The organism is Nonomuraea sp. NPDC004354 (assembly GCF_053602555.1).
Window position 1 is genome coordinate 691,909 of record NZ_JBSGDV010000001.1, and the last position, 17,455, is coordinate 709,363.

Annotated in this window: 15 protein-coding genes; 7 read left to right on the plus strand and 8 right to left on the minus strand. The window is 70.8% G+C overall.

Annotated features, from left to right (window positions below; translation table 11 throughout):
• The first annotated feature begins 439 nt into the window (after nucleotides 1-439).
• Complete coding sequence (gene holA, locus ACWENQ_RS03235; protein WP_452412752.1) at nucleotides 440-1,378, plus strand: DNA polymerase III subunit delta; 939 nt, start codon at nucleotides 440-442, stop codon at nucleotides 1,376-1,378.
• A 439-nt stretch (nucleotides 1,379-1,817) separates the two neighbouring features.
• Here the strand turns inward: holA and ACWENQ_RS03240 are convergent, their stop codons facing one another.
• Nucleotides 1,818-2,225 carry a MarR family winged helix-turn-helix transcriptional regulator gene (locus ACWENQ_RS03240; protein WP_452412753.1) on the minus strand — a complete coding sequence of 136 codons (408 nt, stop codon included), beginning with the start codon at nucleotides 2,223-2,225 and terminating at the stop codon, nucleotides 1,818-1,820.
• Nucleotides 2,226-2,346: 121 nt separating this feature from the next.
• On the opposite strand from ACWENQ_RS03240, the gene ACWENQ_RS03245 reads away from it, so the two are divergent.
• Nucleotides 2,347-3,519 (plus strand): MFS transporter, encoded by a 1,173-nt coding sequence (locus tag ACWENQ_RS03245; RefSeq protein ID WP_452412754.1) that lies wholly within the window; start codon nucleotides 2,347-2,349, stop codon nucleotides 3,517-3,519.
• Here ACWENQ_RS03245 and ACWENQ_RS03250 read toward each other — a convergent pair.
• From ACWENQ_RS03250 to ACWENQ_RS03265, 4 genes are all read right to left on the minus strand, one after another.
• Entirely contained in the window at nucleotides 3,476-4,174 is a 699-nt protein-coding gene (locus ACWENQ_RS03250; RefSeq protein ID WP_354906602.1) for an ABC transporter ATP-binding protein, read from the minus strand. The genes ACWENQ_RS03245 and ACWENQ_RS03250 overlap by 44 nt on opposite strands.
• Nucleotides 4,164-5,093: an ABC transporter ATP-binding protein gene (locus tag ACWENQ_RS03255; RefSeq protein ID WP_452412755.1), complete on the minus strand. Its 930-nt coding sequence runs from the start codon at nucleotides 5,091-5,093 to the stop codon at nucleotides 4,164-4,166. Before ACWENQ_RS03255 ends, ACWENQ_RS03250 begins: the two co-directional genes overlap by 11 nt.
• Nucleotides 5,094-5,518: 425 nt before the next feature.
• Entirely contained in the window at nucleotides 5,519-5,791 is a 273-nt protein-coding gene (rpsT, locus tag ACWENQ_RS03260) for a 30S ribosomal protein S20 (protein WP_449916737.1), read from the minus strand.
• 153 nt (nucleotides 5,792-5,944) lie between these two features.
• Complete coding sequence (locus ACWENQ_RS03265) at nucleotides 5,945-6,991, minus strand: hypothetical protein (protein ID WP_452412756.1); 1,047 nt, start codon at nucleotides 6,989-6,991, stop codon at nucleotides 5,945-5,947.
• A 56-nt stretch (nucleotides 6,992-7,047) separates the two neighbouring features.
• On the opposite strand from ACWENQ_RS03265, the gene lepA reads away from it, so the two are divergent.
• Together lepA and ACWENQ_RS03275 are read left to right on the plus strand one after the other, a co-directional pair.
• Entirely contained in the window at nucleotides 7,048-8,877 is a 1,830-nt protein-coding gene (lepA, locus tag ACWENQ_RS03270) for a translation elongation factor 4 (protein WP_354906598.1), read from the plus strand.
• Between the two features lie 493 nt (nucleotides 8,878-9,370).
• Nucleotides 9,371-9,679: a hypothetical protein gene (locus ACWENQ_RS03275; RefSeq protein ID WP_354906597.1), complete on the plus strand. Its 309-nt coding sequence runs from the start codon at nucleotides 9,371-9,373 to the stop codon at nucleotides 9,677-9,679.
• 545 nt (nucleotides 9,680-10,224) lie between these two features.
• Here the strand turns inward: ACWENQ_RS03275 and ACWENQ_RS03280 are convergent.
• Nucleotides 10,225-11,472, minus strand: coding sequence for a glycoside hydrolase family 18 protein (locus ACWENQ_RS03280; RefSeq protein WP_452412757.1), 1,248 nt, complete (start codon nucleotides 11,470-11,472; stop codon nucleotides 10,225-10,227).
• A 125-nt stretch (nucleotides 11,473-11,597) separates the two neighbouring features.
• On the opposite strand from ACWENQ_RS03280, the gene hemW reads away from it, so the two are divergent.
• Nucleotides 11,598-12,818 carry a radical SAM family heme chaperone HemW gene (gene hemW / locus ACWENQ_RS03285; protein ID WP_452412758.1) on the plus strand — a complete coding sequence of 407 codons (1,221 nt, stop codon included), beginning with the start codon at nucleotides 11,598-11,600 and terminating at the stop codon, nucleotides 12,816-12,818.
• A gap of 499 nt (nucleotides 12,819-13,317) precedes the next feature.
• Here the strand turns inward: hemW and ACWENQ_RS03290 are convergent, their stop codons facing one another.
• Together ACWENQ_RS03290 and ACWENQ_RS03295 are read right to left on the minus strand one after the other, a co-directional pair.
• On the minus strand, nucleotides 13,318-14,181 hold the full coding sequence (locus ACWENQ_RS03290) for a DUF4870 domain-containing protein (RefSeq protein ID WP_452412759.1): 864 nt from the start codon (nucleotides 14,179-14,181) through the stop codon (nucleotides 13,318-13,320).
• Nucleotides 14,178-14,984 (minus strand): DUF3097 domain-containing protein, encoded by an 807-nt coding sequence (locus tag ACWENQ_RS03295; protein ID WP_354906593.1) that lies wholly within the window; start codon nucleotides 14,982-14,984, stop codon nucleotides 14,178-14,180. The genes ACWENQ_RS03290 and ACWENQ_RS03295 overlap by 4 nt, the downstream gene beginning before the upstream one ends.
• A 243-nt stretch (nucleotides 14,985-15,227) precedes the next feature.
• Here ACWENQ_RS03295 and hrcA point away from each other — a divergent pair, with 243 nt between their 5' ends.
• Entirely contained in the window at nucleotides 15,228-16,232 is a 1,005-nt protein-coding gene (gene hrcA, locus ACWENQ_RS03300) for a heat-inducible transcriptional repressor HrcA (RefSeq protein WP_449916726.1), read from the plus strand.
• An 11-nt stretch (nucleotides 16,233-16,243) separates the two neighbouring features.
• Nucleotides 16,244-17,380 carry a molecular chaperone DnaJ gene (dnaJ, locus tag ACWENQ_RS03305; protein WP_449916724.1) on the plus strand — a complete coding sequence of 379 codons (1,137 nt, stop codon included), beginning with the start codon at nucleotides 16,244-16,246 and terminating at the stop codon, nucleotides 17,378-17,380.
• Nucleotides 17,381-17,455: the final 75 nt, after the last annotated feature.

A 17,455-nucleotide genomic window follows, 5' to 3' on the forward strand; every position in this document is an offset into this window, starting at 1 on the left:
TCGGGCTCGGGTCGGCTCGACGGCGAGGCGGTCGGCGACTGGTGGTTTGGCGGTGTGGGTCGGGGAGGTGCGGAGTGGGTGTGGTGGCGGGCGCGGTTGGGCTGGGGTCGGCTCGACGGCGAGGCGGTCGGGGACCGGTGGTTTGGCGGTGTGGGTCGGGGAGGTGCGGAGTGGGTGTTGGAGGCTCCTGGACTGGTGTCGTTCGCAGGTGGAGGGGCGGGTGGGGATGGAACGGCGGGGCGGGCGGTCGGTCGGGTTGGCAGGCCGAGGCGTCGGGTCAAGGGGGTCGGGTCAAGGGGGTCGGGTCAAGGGGAGGGTGGCGTTGGTGGGTCGGCGTTACGGGGGCCGGCCCCGTGGGCCCGCAGTAGCGTGATGGACGGGCGGTCGCCGGTGACCGCGGTGGCCTATCGGGTGCTTGCCGTACAGGAGAATTGACCGCATGGTGACGTTGGTCGTCGGGGACGAGGAACTGCTGGCCGAGCGGGCGGTCGGCGCCGTGGTCGGCGCCGTGAAGGCGCAGGGCGCGGGCGCGGAGGTGCACGATCTGGTCGGCGGCAAGGTCGAGCCCGGTGAGCTGACGCGCCTAACCTCGCCCTCGCTGTTCGGCGACAGGTCGGTGGTGGTCATCAGGTCCGCGCAGGACCTGTCCAAGGAAGTGATCACCGAGGTCGTCGGCTACGCCAAGAACCCGGGCGACGACACCGTCCTGGTGCTGGTGCATCCGGGGGGTGCCAAGGGCAAGGCGCTGGTCGACGGCATCAAGAAGACCAAGGCCGAGGTCGTCACCGTCAGCAAGCTGACCAAGCCCGCCGAGCGGCTCGACTTCATCAAGAGCGAGATCAAGCGGGCGGGCCGGACGATCGCCGGGGACGCCGCCCAGGCGCTGCTCGACGCGGTGGGCAACGATCTGCGCGAGCTGGCCGCGGCCTGTAGCCAGCTGGTGTTCGACACCGAGGGCAAGAGCATCGACCTGAACGCCGTCGCCCGCTACCACAAGGGCCGGGCCGAGGTGAGCGGGTTCACGGTGGCGGACTCGGCGGTCGAGGGCCGCCTGGCGGATGCGTTGGAGCAGGTGCGCTGGGCGTTGAGCACGGGGGTCGCGCCGGTGCTGCTGGTCAGCGCGCTGGCCAGGTCGTTGCGGTCGCTGGCCAAGGTGGGCGGGGCGGGGCGCAACGTGCAGGCCGCGCAGCTCGGGATGGCCCCGTGGCAGATCAACAATGCCAAGCGGCAGCTCCGGGGGTGGGGTCCCGAGGGGCTGGCGGCGGCGCTGATGGCGGTCGCCGCGGCTGACGAGCAGGTCAAGGGCGGTGGTGCCGACCCGGCATACGCGCTCGAGCACGCCATCCAGACGATCGTCGCCGCCAGGAACGGCCGCTGAACGGCGCGTCCGGCCGCTGAACGGCGCGTCCGGCCGTTGAAGGTCGGCGGTTGTCCAGGTCCTGCCGGACGGTGGGGCGGGTCCCGCCCAGGCGAGCGGTCTCTCGGGCCGCGCGTCGTCGGCGTCGCGCGCCGGATTCGGGATCATTCGGTCCGGATCCGGGTCACCCGGGCCGGGTTCGTGTCATGCGGGCGGGCCGCTGAGTCCAAGGCTTTCGGCCTGTGTCGCCAAAAGCGGTGGGTCGGGGTCGAGGTTGGTGTCTGGCGGGGCGGTGGGTCGGGGTCGGGGTTGGTGTCTGGCGGGGCGGTGGGTTGGGGTCGAGGTTGGAGTCCGTCAGGCGGTAGGCCGGGGTTGAATCGAGGTTCGGTGGTCAGGGCGGCTGGCCGGGGTCGATGTTTCGTGCCGTCACGATCACGGACCGGGGGCGGGTGTCCCGGTGTCAGCCTCGGGCTGATTCCACGCTGGTCAGGAGGCGCTTGAGGAGCCCGTCGAGGACCTCCTGTTCGTCCGGCTCCAGGACGGCGACCATCGCCTTCTCCGCTCTCGCTCTGACCTGCATCGCCGCCGACCACAGCTCGTGTCCCTTGTCCGTCAGCGCCACGTCGACCCTGCGCCGGTCCTCCTCGCTGCGGATCCGGCGCACCAGCTCGGCCTTCTCCAGCGTGTCGATGCGTCCGGTCATCCCCGCGGGTGACAGCATCAGCTCGCCCGCCAGCTCGGACGGCGTGGCCTGCCGGGAGTCGCGGGAGGCCAGCCGGTGCAGCGTCTCGAACTCGAAGTCCTGCATCCCGACCTCGGCCAGCGCCGCCTCCTTGGCGAGGCGGACGTGCTTCACCAGCAGCTGCATCCGCGTGATGATCGCCTCCGCTCGCTCGTCGTAGGGCGCCTTGCCGCGCCAGCGTGCCAGGTGCTTGTCGACAGAATCATACGTTGACGAAACATTCGCTGGCGAACTATTCTCCCGTCCCATGCTGACCAGACTAGTGATCGGCCGGGCGTTGTCCGCGCTGGCGACCGCGCTCATCCCGACGACGCTGACCCTCGTCGTGCTCAGGGTCACCGGCGACGCCGCGGACCTGGGCATCGTGCTGGCGTGCGAGCTGGTGCCGATGCTGGTGCTGCTGCCGTTCGGCGGCGTGCTCGCCGACCGCTTCCCGCCCGAGCGGGTCGCGCTGCTCGCGGACCTGACCAGGTGCGCCGCCCAGGCGGCGATCGGGGTGGAGCTGCTGGCCGGTGTCGAGAGGATCGCCGACCTGGCAGTGCTCGCCGCGATCACGGGAGCGGCGGTGGCGTTCGGCACGCCTGCCGTACCCAGGCTGGTGGCCGCGACCGTGGAAGGACCGGCGCGGCTGCGCGCCAACGCGCGGATCAGCCTGGCCACCAGCCTGTCGGCCGTGGGCGCGCCCGCCCTCGCCGGGGCGCTCGTCCTGGGCGCGGGCCCCGGCTGGGCGTCGCTGGTCACCGCCGCGCTCTTCGCGGCCTCCGCCTTCACCCTGGGCGGCGTCCGTACGGCCACGGCCGCCCCCACCGGCAAGCACTCGCTGGCCAGGGGCTGGCAGGAGATCAGGCGCCGCCCGTGGTTCCTGGTCAGCGTCCTGGGCCACGGCGTGTGGCACTTCTGCGCGGGACTGTTCCTCACGCTCGGCCCGCTGATCACCGTCCGCGGTGGCGAGACGATGTGGGTGATCATCGTGCAGTGCGGCACGGTGGGCATGCTCGCGGGCGTGTTCGTCGCGCCCCGCCTGCCGGTCCGCAGCCCGCTCGTCGGCTGCGCGGTGGGCGCCTCGCTCTACGCCGTGCCGCTCGCGGCGCTCGCCGTGCCGCTGAACGGGTGGGCGGTGGCGGTGGCCTACGGCGTGGCGATGTTCGGGCTCGGCGTGCTCGTGCCGCTGTGGGAGACCGTGGTCGCCGACAGGATCCCGGTGGAGGCGCTGGGCAGGGTGCGCTCCTTCGACTCGCTGATCTCGTTCGCCAGCCGTCCGCTCGGCCTGGCCGTCGCCGCCCCGCTGGCCGGATGGGCCGGTACGGCGGTGCCGCTGTGGGTCGCGGCGGTCGCGGTGGCCGCGGCGAGCCTGAGCGTGCTGGCCGTACGGGAGGTCAGGACGCCTGCGCCGCGGCCTCTCGCAGCACCCCGTCGCTGATCTCCAGCACCCTGTCGGCCAGCGAGATCAGGCTCTGGTCGTGGGTGGCCACCAGCGCGGTGACGCCCTCGCTGCGCACCAGCGCCCTGATCAGCTGCATGATCTGCCGCCCGGTCTGCGAGTCGAGCTGACCCGTCGGCTCGTCGGCCACCAGCAGGCGCGGCCGGTTGGCCAGCGACCTGGCGATCGCCACCCGCTGGCGCTGGCCGCCTGACAGCTCGTAGGGGCGCTGGTTGGCGTGCTGCTCGAGCCCGACCAGCGACAGCAGCACGCGCACCCGCTTGTCGCGTTCGTCGACGGGCGTGCGGGCCAGGCGCATCGGCACGCCGACGTTCTCGGCCGCCGACAGCACCGGGATCAGGCCGAACGACTGGAAAACGAAACCCACCACGTCCCTGCGCAGCGCCAGCAGCCGGTCCTCGGGAAGCGAGGTGACCTCCTGCCCCGCCACCACCACGCGTCCGGCGTCGGGCCGGTCCAGCCCGCCGATCTGGTTCAGCAGCGTGGTCTTGCCCGAACCCGACCTGCCGGTGATCGCCACCAGCTCGCCGGGAAAGGCCGCGAACGAGACCTCGCGCAGCGCGACGACCTCCTTGGGCCCCGTCCGGTAGACCTTGCGCAGACCCTCCACGACCACCAGCGGCTCAGCGCTCATCCGCGGGCTCCTCACGCGACGGCCACACCCCGATGTGGTCGGACTCCAGCTCGAGGCGCACCCTGCGCTCCATGTCGAGGGCGCTCATGAAGTCGCGCGGCAGCTGCAGCCGGCCCGCGCGGTCGAGGACGGCGTACTCCTCGGCGATGATCTGACCCTCGGCGCCCTCGCGGCGCAGCGTCTCGCTGCTGGTACGGCCGTCGCGGATGCCGATCGTCCGGTCGACCTGCTCGGAGACCAGCGCGTCGTGCGTCACGATGACCACGGTGACGCCGAGCTCGCGGTTGGCCCTGCGCAGCGCGTCGAACACCTCCTCGGAGGTCTCGCTGTCGAGTTCGCCGGTCGGCTCGTCGGCCAGGATGAGCTGCGGCGAGTTGGCCAGCGCCACGGCGATCGCGACGCGCTGCTGCTCGCCGCCCGACATCTCCGACGGCTTCCTGCCCGCGCAGGCGCCGACGCCCAGCAGGGTCAGCAGTTCCATCGCCCGGTTCCTGTCCTTGGTGCCCGCGAGCTTCATGGGCAGCTCGACGTTCTCCCGCGCGGTCAGGTAGGGGAGCAGGTTGCGCGCGGTCTGCTGCCAGATGAAGCCGACCACCTCGCGCCGGTAGCGCAGCCGGTCCTTGGCCGTCATCGACAGCAGATCCATGCCCGCCACCCTGGCCACGCCGGCCGTCGGCACGTCGAGGCCCGACAGCACGTTCAGCAGCGTCGACTTGCCCGAGCCTGACGCGCCGACGATCGCGATCAGCTCGGCCTTCTGGATCAGCAGGTCGAGGCCCTGCAGGGCGACCACCTCGACACCCTCGGTCTTGTAGATGCGGACCAGGTTGTCGCAGACGATGTGCGCGTCGGCGCCGAAGACGGGGCGCTCCCGCGCGGCCCGCGCCTCGAGGTCGGAGATGGTGGGCGTGCTGGTCACCGGTCACCCTCTGGGGCGGAGCCGAGGGCTGCCTGGGCGATGATCGTAATCATGGGGAGATCTCCCGGACGGCCGTGAGAGCGGCGAGGACGGTGCTCTGTTGAACCCTTGGGGATGGTCATGGGTCACGGCAAGTGGATCTTCTCAATGGTGACACAGCCGAAACGCCGGGGTGATGTCCGAACTGTGACACATTCTCCATGCGGTCCGGATATTTCCTGGCATGGGGGACGCCGCAGGCGTACAGGCGCGGGGCCTGCCGCGAGCGCACCCGCGTGCGGCAGGCCGCAGGCGCGCGGGGCCTACGGCAGGTGCGGGCACCGGTGTGTGGCAGGTCGGGGGTATGCGGGCCCGCGGCAGGTCGCGGGCACACGAAAACGCCGCACCCCGTCATCCGGAGTGCGGCGTCGCTGGAGCGTCTGCGACTACTTGGCAGCCTGCAGCGCGGCGGCGCGCTGAGCGATCGCCGACTTGCGGTTGGCGGCCTGGTTCTTGTGGATGACGCCCTTGCTGGCGGCCTTGTCGAGCTGGCGGGCGGCGGCGCGCTGCAGCACCACGGCCTCGTCGACGTTGCCCTGCTCGGCGGCCTCGCGGAACTTGCGGATCGCCGTCTTCAGGGAAGACTTGACAGCCTTGTTGCGCAGACGAGCCTTCTCGTTCTGCTTGTTGCGCTTGATCTGGGACTTGATGTTCGCCACGAAGAAGCCTCGGTGAAGGTCAGGAATCGGATGGGGCGCGCGGGCTCGATGAGAGGGCGCGCCACACGCAGTTGAACAGGTTACCAATAATTCAGGTCGCCGCTCAAATCGACGACCTGCGCCTCACCAGCATACGGGCTGACTCCATGGACCTCACTCCTCACGGCCTCCCGGCGCGCCCACCTCGCCGTTCTCTCCCGGCGAGGGCGCCAGCCGGGTCCAGTGGTCGGCGTACTCCTTCCAGTCCTGCTCCGTCGCCGCGAAGTCAACGTACAGCGCCAGCCCGAAGCCCTCCCGCCTGCCGTACGACGACAACGCCAAGCGGGCCGCCTCGCCCGCGAGTGCCACGCTCTCCGCCGCGTCGCCGTACGGCACGCCGTGGTCGTGGTAGGCGGGCGCGCCGACGAGTATCGACGTGGCGGCGGGGGTGAGGTCGAGCGCGAGACCCGCCTGCCGGACGACGTACCCGCCGTACAGCCACTGCAGCGGAAGGCCGGAGTCGTAGGTCATGATCGCCACCTGGTCCGTACGGCCGGCGACCTCCTGGTAGTAGCCCTGCGACCAGTACTTGTCGTGGCCGAGGATCGCCCGGGTCGCCGGCCGCATGAGCGGATAGGGCTCGATCTGGGGCGTCGAGACCGACAGCAGCCTGGTCAGCGGCCTGGTGCGGTCCAGCAGGTCGAGGAAGTCGGTGTCGCCGTCGCCGATCGGCTCGAAGTTGTAGTGGATGCCGTCGAACCCGAGGTCCATGATGTGCTTCGCCCCCGCCAGGACGCGGGCACGGGCGGCGGGGTCGTCGAGGTCGAGGCCGTTCTTGACGGCCTGCCCGAGCCAGGCCGAGACCCGTACGTCAGGCAGATGTTTCCGCCACCACTTCAGAAAATTTCCGGCATTGGGGTGCTTGGCGGGGTTGAGGCTGCCATCCCATTCGAAGGGGCCGGAATGAACGTAGACGTCCCTGATGCCGGTGCCGCGCAGCCGTACCGCCATCGCCTCCACGTCGCGCTCCGTGCGGCGGCCGTCGACCCACGCGTGCCCGAGCCACAGCGCATCGTTGCCCGTGCTCTTCGCCCAGGCCTCCGGTGCCCCGGTAAACTGGAGCCGAAGTGCCGTCGCCAGGAGGGCGGCGAGCGCGACCAAGACGGCCAGGGCCAGCGCCAGTACGCGCAGACCGTGGCGGATGACGGTTCGGGCAACCACCCGGGCATGTCACCATGAAAGACGCTTGACCTCAACCCTTGTCGAAACGGACTTCGGTGCGCAATCAGCCTGGCCAGACCGACCCCGCGTTGATCCGCAACTTCTGCATCATCGCGCACATCGACCATGGCAAGTCGACGCTTGCCGACCGGATGCTGCAGATCACCGGCGTGGTCGACGATCGCTCGATGCGCGCCCAGTACCTCGACAGGATGGACATCGAGCGCGAACGCGGCATCACGATCAAGTCGCAGGCCGTGCGGCTGCCGTGGAACGGCCACGTCCTCAACATGATCGACACGCCGGGCCACGTCGACTTCACCTACGAGGTCTCGCGGTCGCTGCAGGCGTGCGAGGGCGCGATCCTCCTGGTCGACGCCGCACAGGGCATCGAGGCGCAGACGCTGGCCAACCTCTACCTGGCCATGAACAACGATCTGCACATCATCCCGGTGCTCAACAAGATCGACCTTCCCGCCGCGCAGCCGGAGAAGTTCGCCGAGGAGCTCGCGGGGCTCATCGGCTGCGACCCCTCCGACGTGCTGAGGGTCTCGGGCAAGACAGGCATCGGGGTGAAGGAGCTGCTCGACCACGTCGTGGAGACCGTTCCGGCCCCCGTGGGCGACGCCGACGCGGCGGCGCGCGCGCTGATTTTCGACTCGGTCTACGACACCTACAGGGGCGTCGTCACCTACGTCCGGGTCGTCGACGGCCACCTGGGCAAGCGCGAGCGCATCACCATGATGTCCACGCAGGCCACCCACGAGACGCTCGAGATCGGGGTGATCTCGCCCGAGCCGAAGGTGGCCGAGAAGGGGCTGGGCGTCGGCGAGGTCGGCTACCTCATCACCGGCGTGAAGGACGTGCGCCAGTCGCGGGTCGGCGACACCGTCACCTCGGCCGCGCGTGGTGCCACCGAGATGCTGGCGGGCTACGACCACCCCAGGCCGATGGTGTTCTCCGGGCTCTACCCCATCGACGGCGACGAGTATCCCGAGCTGCGCGAGGCGCTCGACAAGCTGCAGCTCAACGACGCCTCCCTGGTCTACGAGCCGGAGACCTCCGCCGCGCTCGGCTTCGGCTTCCGCGTGGGCTTCCTCGGCCTGCTGCACATGGAGATCATCCGCGAGCGGCTGGAGCGGGAGTTCGGCCTGTCGCTGATCTCCACCGCGCCGAACGTGGTCTACCGGGTCGTCATGGAGGACGGCAAGGAGATCACGGTCACCAACCCGTCGGAGTTCCCGACCGGCGGCAAGATCGCGCAGGTCTTCGAGCCGGTCACCAAGTCCACGATCCTGGCGCCCGCCGAGTTCATCGGCGCGATCATGGAGATCTGCCAGGGCAGGCGCGGCCAGCTCCAGGGCATGGACTACCTGTCGGAAGACCGCGTCGAGATCCGCTACACGCTTCCGCTCGGCGAGATCATCTTCGACTTCTTCGACCAGCTCAAGTCGCGTACCCGCGGCTACGCCTCGCTCGACTACGAGCCCGCCGGCGAGCAGGAGGCCGACCTGGTCAAGGTCGACATCTTGCTGCAGGGCGAGCCGGTCGACGCCTTCAGCGCGATCGTCCACAAGGACAAGGCGTACGGCTACGGCGTCGACATGGCCAAGAAGCTGCGCGAGCTGATCCCACGGCAGCAGTTCGAGGTGCCGATCCAGGCGGCCATCGGCGCGCGCGTGATCGCCCGCGAGAACATCAGGGCGATCAGGAAGGACGTCCTCGCCAAGTGCTACGGCGGTGACATCTCGCGTAAGCGCAAGCTGCTGGAGAAGCAGAAGGAAGGCAAGAAGCGCATGAAGATGGTGGGCAGGGTCGAGGTGCCGCAGGAGGCCTTCGTCGCCGCGCTGTCCACCGAGTCGAGCGCGGACAAGGCCAAGAAGTAGCCACCCGAAGTCGTCACCGAGGTAGTCACCGCACCAGGGCCCGGAGCTCCCCGCTGGAGCACCGGGCCCTGTCGTGTTTCCGGGAGCAGGGGCCTGCGGTGTTTCGGAAACAGGGCCTGCGGTTCTTCCGGAAACAGGGCCCGGTGCTTCCGGAAGCAGAGGTCCGCGGTCTTCCGGAAGCAGAGGTCCGCGGTGCTTCCGGAAACAGGGGCTCGCGGGGTGCGGGGTCGGTGACACCGGTGGGTCCCGTGTGGGTTCCATGTTGGTCCCGTGTGGGGGTGGCCTGGTTCGTTGTCCGAGCAGTCGGTCCGGCCACCCGCCGGCTCCACGGCGCGGGGTTGATCCCGTTGCCGGCCTGAGCTCGTCGCGGGGCGGGATCGGCTGCCGGGGCGGGGCCGGCCGCCGGAGCGGGTGGATCGTGGCGGCCGGTTTTTGTCGGTGCGGTGCCGTAGCTTCTTCTCGGATCGAACACATGTCCGACTGTGGAGGTGGCATGGACGGCGACATCGTCGAGTCCGAGCGGTTCGTCAAGGCCGCCGTGCTGGGTGTGGCGGTGGCCGAGGAGACCCGGCGGCTGTTGCGGCTGCATTTCACGCCGAGCGAGGTGGGCTCCGACGGAAGAGTGCACGTCGAGGTGCCGTATCCCGACTCGGCGGTGGTGGAGGCGGTGCTCGACGTGGCGGCCGAGTGTTTCGGGGAGAAGGGGTCCTCGGTCGAGGAGATGCGGCAGGCCGCGCTGGACAGCCTGTTACAGCTGGCCGGGTTCGACGAGGAGTCGCCGTTGCACCGGCGGGCCTGCTGACCTCGCCTCCCCGGTTCCTACCCGGCAACGCCGTACGCCGGCGGGGCTTCTGACTCCTTCCCGGTTCCGCCCGGCAACGCCGTACGACCGTGTGCGAGGGCGCTCCTCCTTGGCGCGAGAACGCGGGAAGGGGAGAAGGAAGCCGGGTCGGGAGGCAAGGGTTCCCGCCGTACGGGAGCCGGGCCGGGAAGCGAGGGCTTCCGCCGTACGGGAGCCGGGCCGGGAGGCGAGGGCTTCCGCCGTACGGGAGTCGGGCCGGGAAGCGAGGGCTTCCGCCGTACGGGAGTCGGGCCGGGAGGCAAGGGTTCCCGCCGTACGGGAGCCGGGCCGGGAAGCGAGGGCTTCCGCCGTACGGGAGCGAGGCCGTCGGGGGAAGTGCAAGAGTCGCGAGGTCGGGGTGGGGGGTGCGCTCGGGGAAGAGGTGCGGGGCCCGGTCGGTGGAAGGGCTGGTCCTGGGGAACGGGGGAGCGGGGTCGTGGGGACGGTGCGAACCCCTGCGCCGTCCCCACGAGACAGCCCCCGAAGCGCCTACCGTGTCGGCGACGTCACCGGAGCACCTGGTACAGCGCCGAGGTGAGCGAAGCCTTGGCGTCGTCCTGGTCGATGGACCACATCATCGACCCGCCCAACCCCTTGAGCCGGATGTAGGCGGCCTTCTGCGTCATCACCGCGGGATCGTCGTACGACCAGAACTCGTTGCCGTCGTACAGCCACACGGTGCCGGTGCGCAGGTCCCGGTACCGCTTGCCGGGCTTGCTCGCGAGGTCCTTGTAGTCCTCGCTGCCCGCTGCCCACTTGCCGGGCGCGGGTCCCGAGGCGGGTTGGTAGAGGCCGTCGCCGCCCGCGGTGACGCCGGTCCAGCCCTGCCCGTAGGCGGGCACGCCGACGACGATCTTCCGGGCGGGCGCACCGCGCGACAGGTAGTCCCGCACGGTCTGGTCGACGCTGTACCGCACGGGGTTCGGGTCGCGCCGGTCGGTGAGGAGGTTGCCGTTGTGCCCGGTCCGCGACTCCCACGAGCCGCGCAGGTCGTACCCCTGGACGGTGGCGAAGTCGAGCAGCCTGAACACCTTGCGCACCTCGAACCCGGCGTCGATCTTCGCCGCCGATGCCGGCAGGAACGCGGTGAGCTCGGCGGAGCGGGAGTGCGCGGCCATCCGCGACCTGAGTTCGGCCAGGAACAGCGTGAAGTTGCGCTTGTCCTCGGGCCTGGTCACGTTGCCCGGAGCGCCTTCGGAGCCCGGCCACTCCCAGTCGAGGTCGAGACCGTCGAACACACCGGCGCCCGCGCCCGGTTCGAGGCCCGGCAGGTCGCCCTTCAGCCACATGTCGACGCAGGAGGTGGCCAGCTTGGCGCGCGACTCGGGGGTGAGGACGGCGTCGGAGAAGTAGCGGGAGCCCGTCCACCCGCCGAGGGAGAGGAGCACGCGCAGCTTCGGGTGCTTGGCCTTGAGCTTGCGCAGCTGGTTGAGGTTGCCGTTGAGCGCCTGGCCGGGCGCGTCGGCGACGCCGTCCACGCTCTGCTCGGCGGGGACTGGGCGCTGCCAGTCGGCCCAGGGGTCGGCCGAGACGCAGGTGCCGTCCGCGCCGACGAAGCCGAAGGCGTAGTTGATGTGGGTCAGCTTGGCGGCGGCGCCGCTGGTGTCCATGTCCTTGACGTGGAAGTTCCTGCCGTAGACGCCCCACTGGATGAAGTAGGCGACCCGCTTGAACCCGCCGCGGGCCTCGGCGGGCAGCGCCACCGCCGTGAGGCCCAGGACTAAGGAGGAAAGGAGGACGAGGACTCTCTTCACAGGCGTCTCCAGTCGGTTAACTTATAGGAAACTTTCCTTTAAGTTGACCCGGATCGTAGGCCGGTGCGATCGGCGCGTCAATGGGGTGGGCCAGGGTGGTGCGCGGGGCACGGCAGACTGGAAGCGTGCCATCCACCCTTCCCGACGGCGACCCCGCGCCCGCGTCAGGCGAACTGCCCGCGAGCGCGCTGAACGGCCTGGGCGAGCGCCCCTTCGGCTTCTACGTCCACGTCCCCTTCTGCGTGACGCGCTGCGGCTACTGCGACTTCAACACCTACACCGCCGCCGAACTGGGCCCGGGTGCCTCACACCGCGACTACGCCGACACCGCCATCGAGGAGGTACGGCTGGCCCGCCGCGTCCTCGGCGACGCCGACCTGCCCGTCGAGACCGTCTTCTTCGGCGGCGGCACGCCCACCCTGCTCCCCGCGGCGGACCTGGCCAGGATCCTGCGCGCGATCGACGAGGAGTTCGGCCTGGCCGCCGGCGCCGAGGTGACGACCGAGGCCAACCCCGAGTCCGTCGACCCCGCCTACCTGGAACGGCTGCGCGAGGGCGGCTTCAACCGGGTCAGCTTCGGCATGCAGAGCGCCAGGGAGCACGTGCTGAAGATCCTCGACCGGCACCACACCCCCGGACGGGCGGCGCAGGCCGTCCAGGAGGCGAAGCGGGCCGGGTTCGACCACGTGAACCTCGACCTGATCTACAGCACCCCCGGAGAGAGCGACGACGACTGGCGGGCCTCGCTGCGGGCGGCGATCGAGGCCGAGCCCGACCACGTGTCGGCCTACTCGCTCATCGTCGAGGAGGGCACCAGGCTGGCGGCCAGGATCAGGCGCGGCGAGCTGCCGATGCCCGACGACGACGTGGCCGCCGACCGCTACGTCATCGCCGACGAGATGCTGTCGGAGGCGGGCTTCGCCTGGTACGAGGTGTCGAACTGGGCCACCTCCGACGCGGGCCGGTGCCGGCACAACCTGCTCTACTGGACCGGCGGCGACTGGTGGGCGGTCGGGCCCGGCGCGCACAGCCACGTGGGCGGCACCCGCTGGTGGAACGTCAAGCACCCGGCCGCCTACGCCCAGCGCCTGGCCGCGGGCACCTCGCCGGCGCACGCGCGGGAGGTGCTCGGCGCTGACGACCGCGAGGTGGAGCGGCTGATGCTGGAGTTGCGGCTGGCCTCCGGCTATCCGCTGGCCGACGTGGCCGCGAACACCCGTACGGCCGTGGCCAGAGCGATGGGCGACGGGCTGCTGGAGACCGAGCCCTTCAAGGCGGGTCGCATGGTGCTCACCCTGCGGGGCCGGCTGCTGGCCGACGCCCTGATCCGCGACCTGACCATGTGACTCGCGCGGCGAGCCCGCGTCACACGCCATCCGTGCCGGCGAGCTCGCGCCGCACGCCATCCGTACCGGCGGGTGACGGCCGGGTCCGCGCCGCATGCCTTCCGTGCCGGCGGGGGAGCGGCCGGGTGCGCGTCGCATGCCTTGCGTGTCGGCGGGGGGGCGGCCGGGTCCACGCTGCATGCCTTCCATGCCAGCGGGGGAGCGGCCGGGTGCGCGTCGCATGCCTTCCGTGCCGGCGGGGGACGGCCGGGTCTGCGCGGTCCAGGTCGGTCGGTCAGGTGCGGGTGGTCGAAACCGGTCTGGTGCGGGCGGTGCCGGGTGGTCGAGGTGGGTCTGGTGCGGGTGGTGCCGGGCGGTTGATGCCGGTCGGATACCGCGCGCCGGTTCGGGCCGGTTGCGACCGGCCCGTGGAGCAGGCTCGGAAGCCCGTGTGAGGACGAGAAGGCCCCACCGGACACCGACGCCTGCCCACCCGGTCGCCGAGGAGCCCGGCGCACCCTCAGCTGACGAAGTTGATGTTGACGGGATAGCGGTACTTGTCGCCCCGGTTCGCCGCCATGGCCGCCATGATCGCGAAGATCAGCGAGGCGATCCACAGCACGAACATCAGCAGGAAGCCGATCAGCAGGAACGCCAGCACGATGGAGACGATGTACCCGATGAACACGGTGATCTGGAAGTTGAGCGCCTGCGCCGACTGGTCGCGGACGTAGGGGGACTCGTCACGCTTGACCAAGTAGAGGATCAGCGGGCCGACGAAGCCGGTGAGGATGCCGAGCAGGTGGGCGAGCATCGCCATGCTGGTGTCGTCGCTGCCGGGCCGCGGGCCGAACTGGCCGGGCACGTGCGGCGGGCGCGGGTAGCCGGGAGGGCCGTATCCGGGCGAGCCGTAGCCGGGCGGCTGGCCGTAACCCTGGGACGGGCCGTGGCCGGGCGAAGGGCCGTAACCCTGGGGCGGGCCGTAACTCTGGGCGGAGCCGTAACCCTGGGAGGGGTCGTAACCCTGGGCGGAGCCGTAACCCTGCGAGGGGTCGTGACCGCCTGAAGGGGTGCCGTGACCCTGGGGTGCGCTGTAACCGCCGGGCGGCGGGCTGTACCCACCGGAAGGCTGGCCGTAAGCGCCGGGCGGCGGGCCGTACCCGCCGGAAGGCTGGCCGTAAGCGCCGGGCGGCTGGGCGTGCCCGCCGGAGGGCTGGCCATACCCGCCGGAGGGCTGGCCGTGGCCGCCCGCCTGGTCGTGACCCTGGGGAAGGCCGTGACCCTCCGAGGGCGGGCCGCCGGGCTGCGGGCCGGAGCCCGGCAGGTCGGAACGTTCGACGCGTCTGGTGGCGTCGCCGTCCGGCTGCGGATGGTTCTCGCTCATGATGTCTCCGTCACGAAGTCGATCAGCTCTTCGACCCGGCCGAGCAGTGACGGCTCGAGGTCGGCATAGGTGGACACGGCGCCGAGGATCCTGCGCCACGCGTCGGCCGGTTCGAGTCCCCAGCCCAGCGCGGCGATCACGCCCTCCTTCCACGGTAGTCCGCGCGGCACCTCCGGCCACGCGGGGATGCGCAGCACGGACGGCTTGACCGCCTGCCAGATGTCGACGAAGGGGTGCCCGACGACCAGCACGTGCGGGGAGGTGACCTGGGCGGCGATGCGGCTCTCCTTCGAGCCGGGAACCAGGTGGTCGACCAGCACGCCGAGCCTGCGCCCCGGTTCCGGCGCGAACTCGGCCACGATGGCGGGCAGGTCGTCCACGCCCTCGAGGTACTCCACGACCACGCCCTCGACCCGCAGGTCGTGACCCCAGATCTTCTCCACGAGCGCGGCGTCGTGCACGCCCTCGACGTAGATGCGGCTCTCCCGCGCGACCCTGGCCCGCAGCCCCTCGACGGCGATCGAGCCGGAGGCGCTGCGCCGGGGACCGGCGGGGGCGGCGGCGGGCCGTACCAGGGTCACGGGCCTGCCCTCCAGCAGGAACGCGGCGGGCGCCAGCGGGAACAGCCGGCGCTTGCCGAAGCGGTCCTCGAGCGTGACCGCCTCCTTGTCGCAGGCCACCACCGCGCCGCAGAACCCGCTGTCGGCGTCCTCCACGACCAGGTCGCGTTCGGCCGGCACGACCGGGATCTTCCCCTTGCCGGGGCGCCGCCAGTTCCCCGCAAGGACGTCACGCTCGTACATGGGGGGACCGTAGCAAATCGCCGTGTCGCAGCGGCGCGCGACGAGAAGGACGCCAGGGCCCCTCTTCGGGGTACCGCCAGGGGGGCGGTGGAACGTCGGTCATGGACAGTATTGTCGGCGTACGGCTTGCGGCCGGCTTGACTCCGCGTGTTATCGCACCTTGTGGGCGAGAGCCGTACACTTGGCACTCGGGAACACAGAGTGCTAGACCTGTCGTTCCTCAACAGGCAGGGAGGTGAGCACGTGCTCGATGATCGGAAGCTTGCGGTGCTCCGCGCCATTGTCGAGGACTACGTGTCCACCAACGAACCGGTGGGCTCGAAGGCGCTGGCCGAGCGCCACAACCTGAACGTCTCCCCGGCCACGGTCAGGAACGACATGGCGGCGCTGGAGGAGCAGGGCTACATCGCCCAGCCCCACACCAGCGCCGGACGGGTGCCGACGGACAAGGGCTACCGGCTCTTCGTGGACAGGCTGTCGCAGATCAAGCCGCTCTCGGCCGCCGAGCGCAGGGCGATCGAGACGTTCCTCGCCGGTGCGGTCGACCTCGACGACGTGGTCACCCGCACGGTCCGGTTGCTGGCGCAGCTGACCAGACAGGTGGCGGTGGTGCAGTACCCGACGCTGTCGCAGTCGACGGTCCGTCATCTGGAGCTGGTCCCGCTGACCGACAGGCGGGTGATGTTCGTGCTGATCACGAACACCGGCCGGGTCGAGCAGCGCGTCATCGAGCTACCCGAGCCCATCGAGGAGTCGAGGGTCGCGCACCTGCGCGCGGTGCTCAACGCGTGCCTCGACGGCTGCGGGCTCAACAAGGTGCCCGAGCAGGTCGCCGACCTGCCCGAGCGGCTGGCGGTCGAGGACCGGCCGGCGGCGGCGACGATCCTGTCGGTGCTGCTGGAGACCCTGGTCGACCGCCACGACGAGAAGATCGTCTTCGCCGGGGCGGCCAACCTGGCGGGCGCCGACTTCACCACGGGCCTGCGCGACGTGCTCGAGGCGCTGGAGGAGCAGGTCGTGCTCATGCGCCTGCTCGGCGAGACTTCCGACATGCCGACCACGCTCACCGTCAGGATCGGCTCGGAGAACCCCTACACAGGACTGCGTGGCACCTCCCTCGTCGCCACCGGGTACGGTTCCGGGGCCCGCCTCGGCGTGCTCGGTCCCACCCGGATGGACTACCCCGTGACGATGGGCGCTGTACGCGCGGTGGCCCGCTACGTCAGCCAGATCCTGGCTGCATCATAAGAGGTCGATAAGTGGCAAACGACTACTACGGCACCCTCGGGGTGCGCCGTGACGCCAGTCAGGACGAGATCAAGAAGGCGTATCGTCGGCTGGCGCGCGAGCTGCACCCCGATGTGAACCCCGATCCGGCGACCCAGGAGCGCTTCAAGGAGATCACGCAGGCCTACGAGGTCCTGTCCGATCCCAACAAGCGCCAGATGTACGACCTGGGCGCCGACCCCTTCGCGAGCGCGGGCGCGGGTGCCGGAGCCGGCGGATTCGGCGCAGGCTTCCCCTTCAGCGACATCATGGACGCCTTCTTCGGCACGGCGGGCGGCGCCCGAGGCCCCCGCTCGCGCGCCAGGAGAGGGCGCAACGCGACCATCAGGGTCGAGCTCGACCTGCGCGAGGCGGCGTTCGGCACCACCAGGGAGCTCAACGTCGACACGGCCGTGCTGTGCGAGGTGTGCTCCGGTTCGGGCGCCGCTCCCGGCACGCATCCCGACACCTGTGACATGTGTCAGGGGCGCGGTGAGATCTCCCAGGTCACCAGGTCGTTCCTGGGCCAGGTCATGACCTCGCGGCCGTGCCCCCAGTGCGGCGGCTTCGGCTCGATCATCCGCCACCCCTGCCAGGAGTGCTCGGGCGACGGCCGGGTCCGCACCCGCCGTACGATCAAGGTGCGCATCCCCGCGGGCGTCGAGGACGGCACCCACATCCAGCTGGCCGGCGAGGGCGAGGTCGGTCCCGGCGGCGGCCCTCCCGGAGACCTGTTCCTGGAGATCGTCGAGAAGCCGCACGAGATCTTCGAGCGGCGCGGCGACGACCTCCACTGCACCGTCCAGATCCCGATGACCGCGGCGGCCCTCGGCACGTCGCTGACGGTGGAGACGCTCGACGGCGCCGAGGAGATCGACGTCCGGCCGGGCACCCAGTCGGGCCAGGTCATCACCATGTACGGCAGGGGCGTCCAGCGCCTGAACGAGACGGGCCGCGGCGACCTGCTGATCCACGTCAACGTGGAGACGCCCACCCGCCTCGACCAGGCGCAGGAGGACCTGCTGCGCGAGCTGTCCAAGCTGCGCGGTGAGGAGCGTCCGCCGGGCAAGTTCGCTCCCGGCCAGCAGGGGTTCTTCTCCCGGCTGAGAGACGCCTTCAACGGCCGTTAGTCCACCGTCCGGTACGGCAGGCCGGCTCGGCCCCACCGCGGTCACGCGGCCGGGGCCCGTCCATCACGCTGCTCC

Coding starts and splice junctions, on each gene's coding strand:
- holA (WP_452412752.1), top strand. CDS start 440: ATGGTGACGTTGGTCGTCGGGGACGAGGAACTGCTGGCCGAGCGGGCG.
- ACWENQ_RS03245 (WP_452412754.1), top strand. CDS start 2,347: ATGCTGACCAGACTAGTGATCGGCCGGGCGTTGTCCGCGCTGGCGACC.
- ACWENQ_RS03295 (WP_354906593.1), bottom strand. CDS start 14,984: ATGTACGAGCGTGACGTCCTTGCGGGGAACTGGCGGCGCCCCGGCAAG.
- ACWENQ_RS03290 (WP_452412759.1), bottom strand. CDS start 14,181: ATGAGCGAGAACCATCCGCAGCCGGACGGCGACGCCACCAGACGCGTC.
- ACWENQ_RS03250 (WP_354906602.1), bottom strand. CDS start 4,174: ATGAGCGCTGAGCCGCTGGTGGTCGTGGAGGGTCTGCGCAAGGTCTAC.
- ACWENQ_RS03240 (WP_452412753.1), bottom strand. CDS start 2,225: ATGCAGCTGCTGGTGAAGCACGTCCGCCTCGCCAAGGAGGCGGCGCTG.
- ACWENQ_RS03275 (WP_354906597.1), top strand. CDS start 9,371: ATGGACGGCGACATCGTCGAGTCCGAGCGGTTCGTCAAGGCCGCCGTG.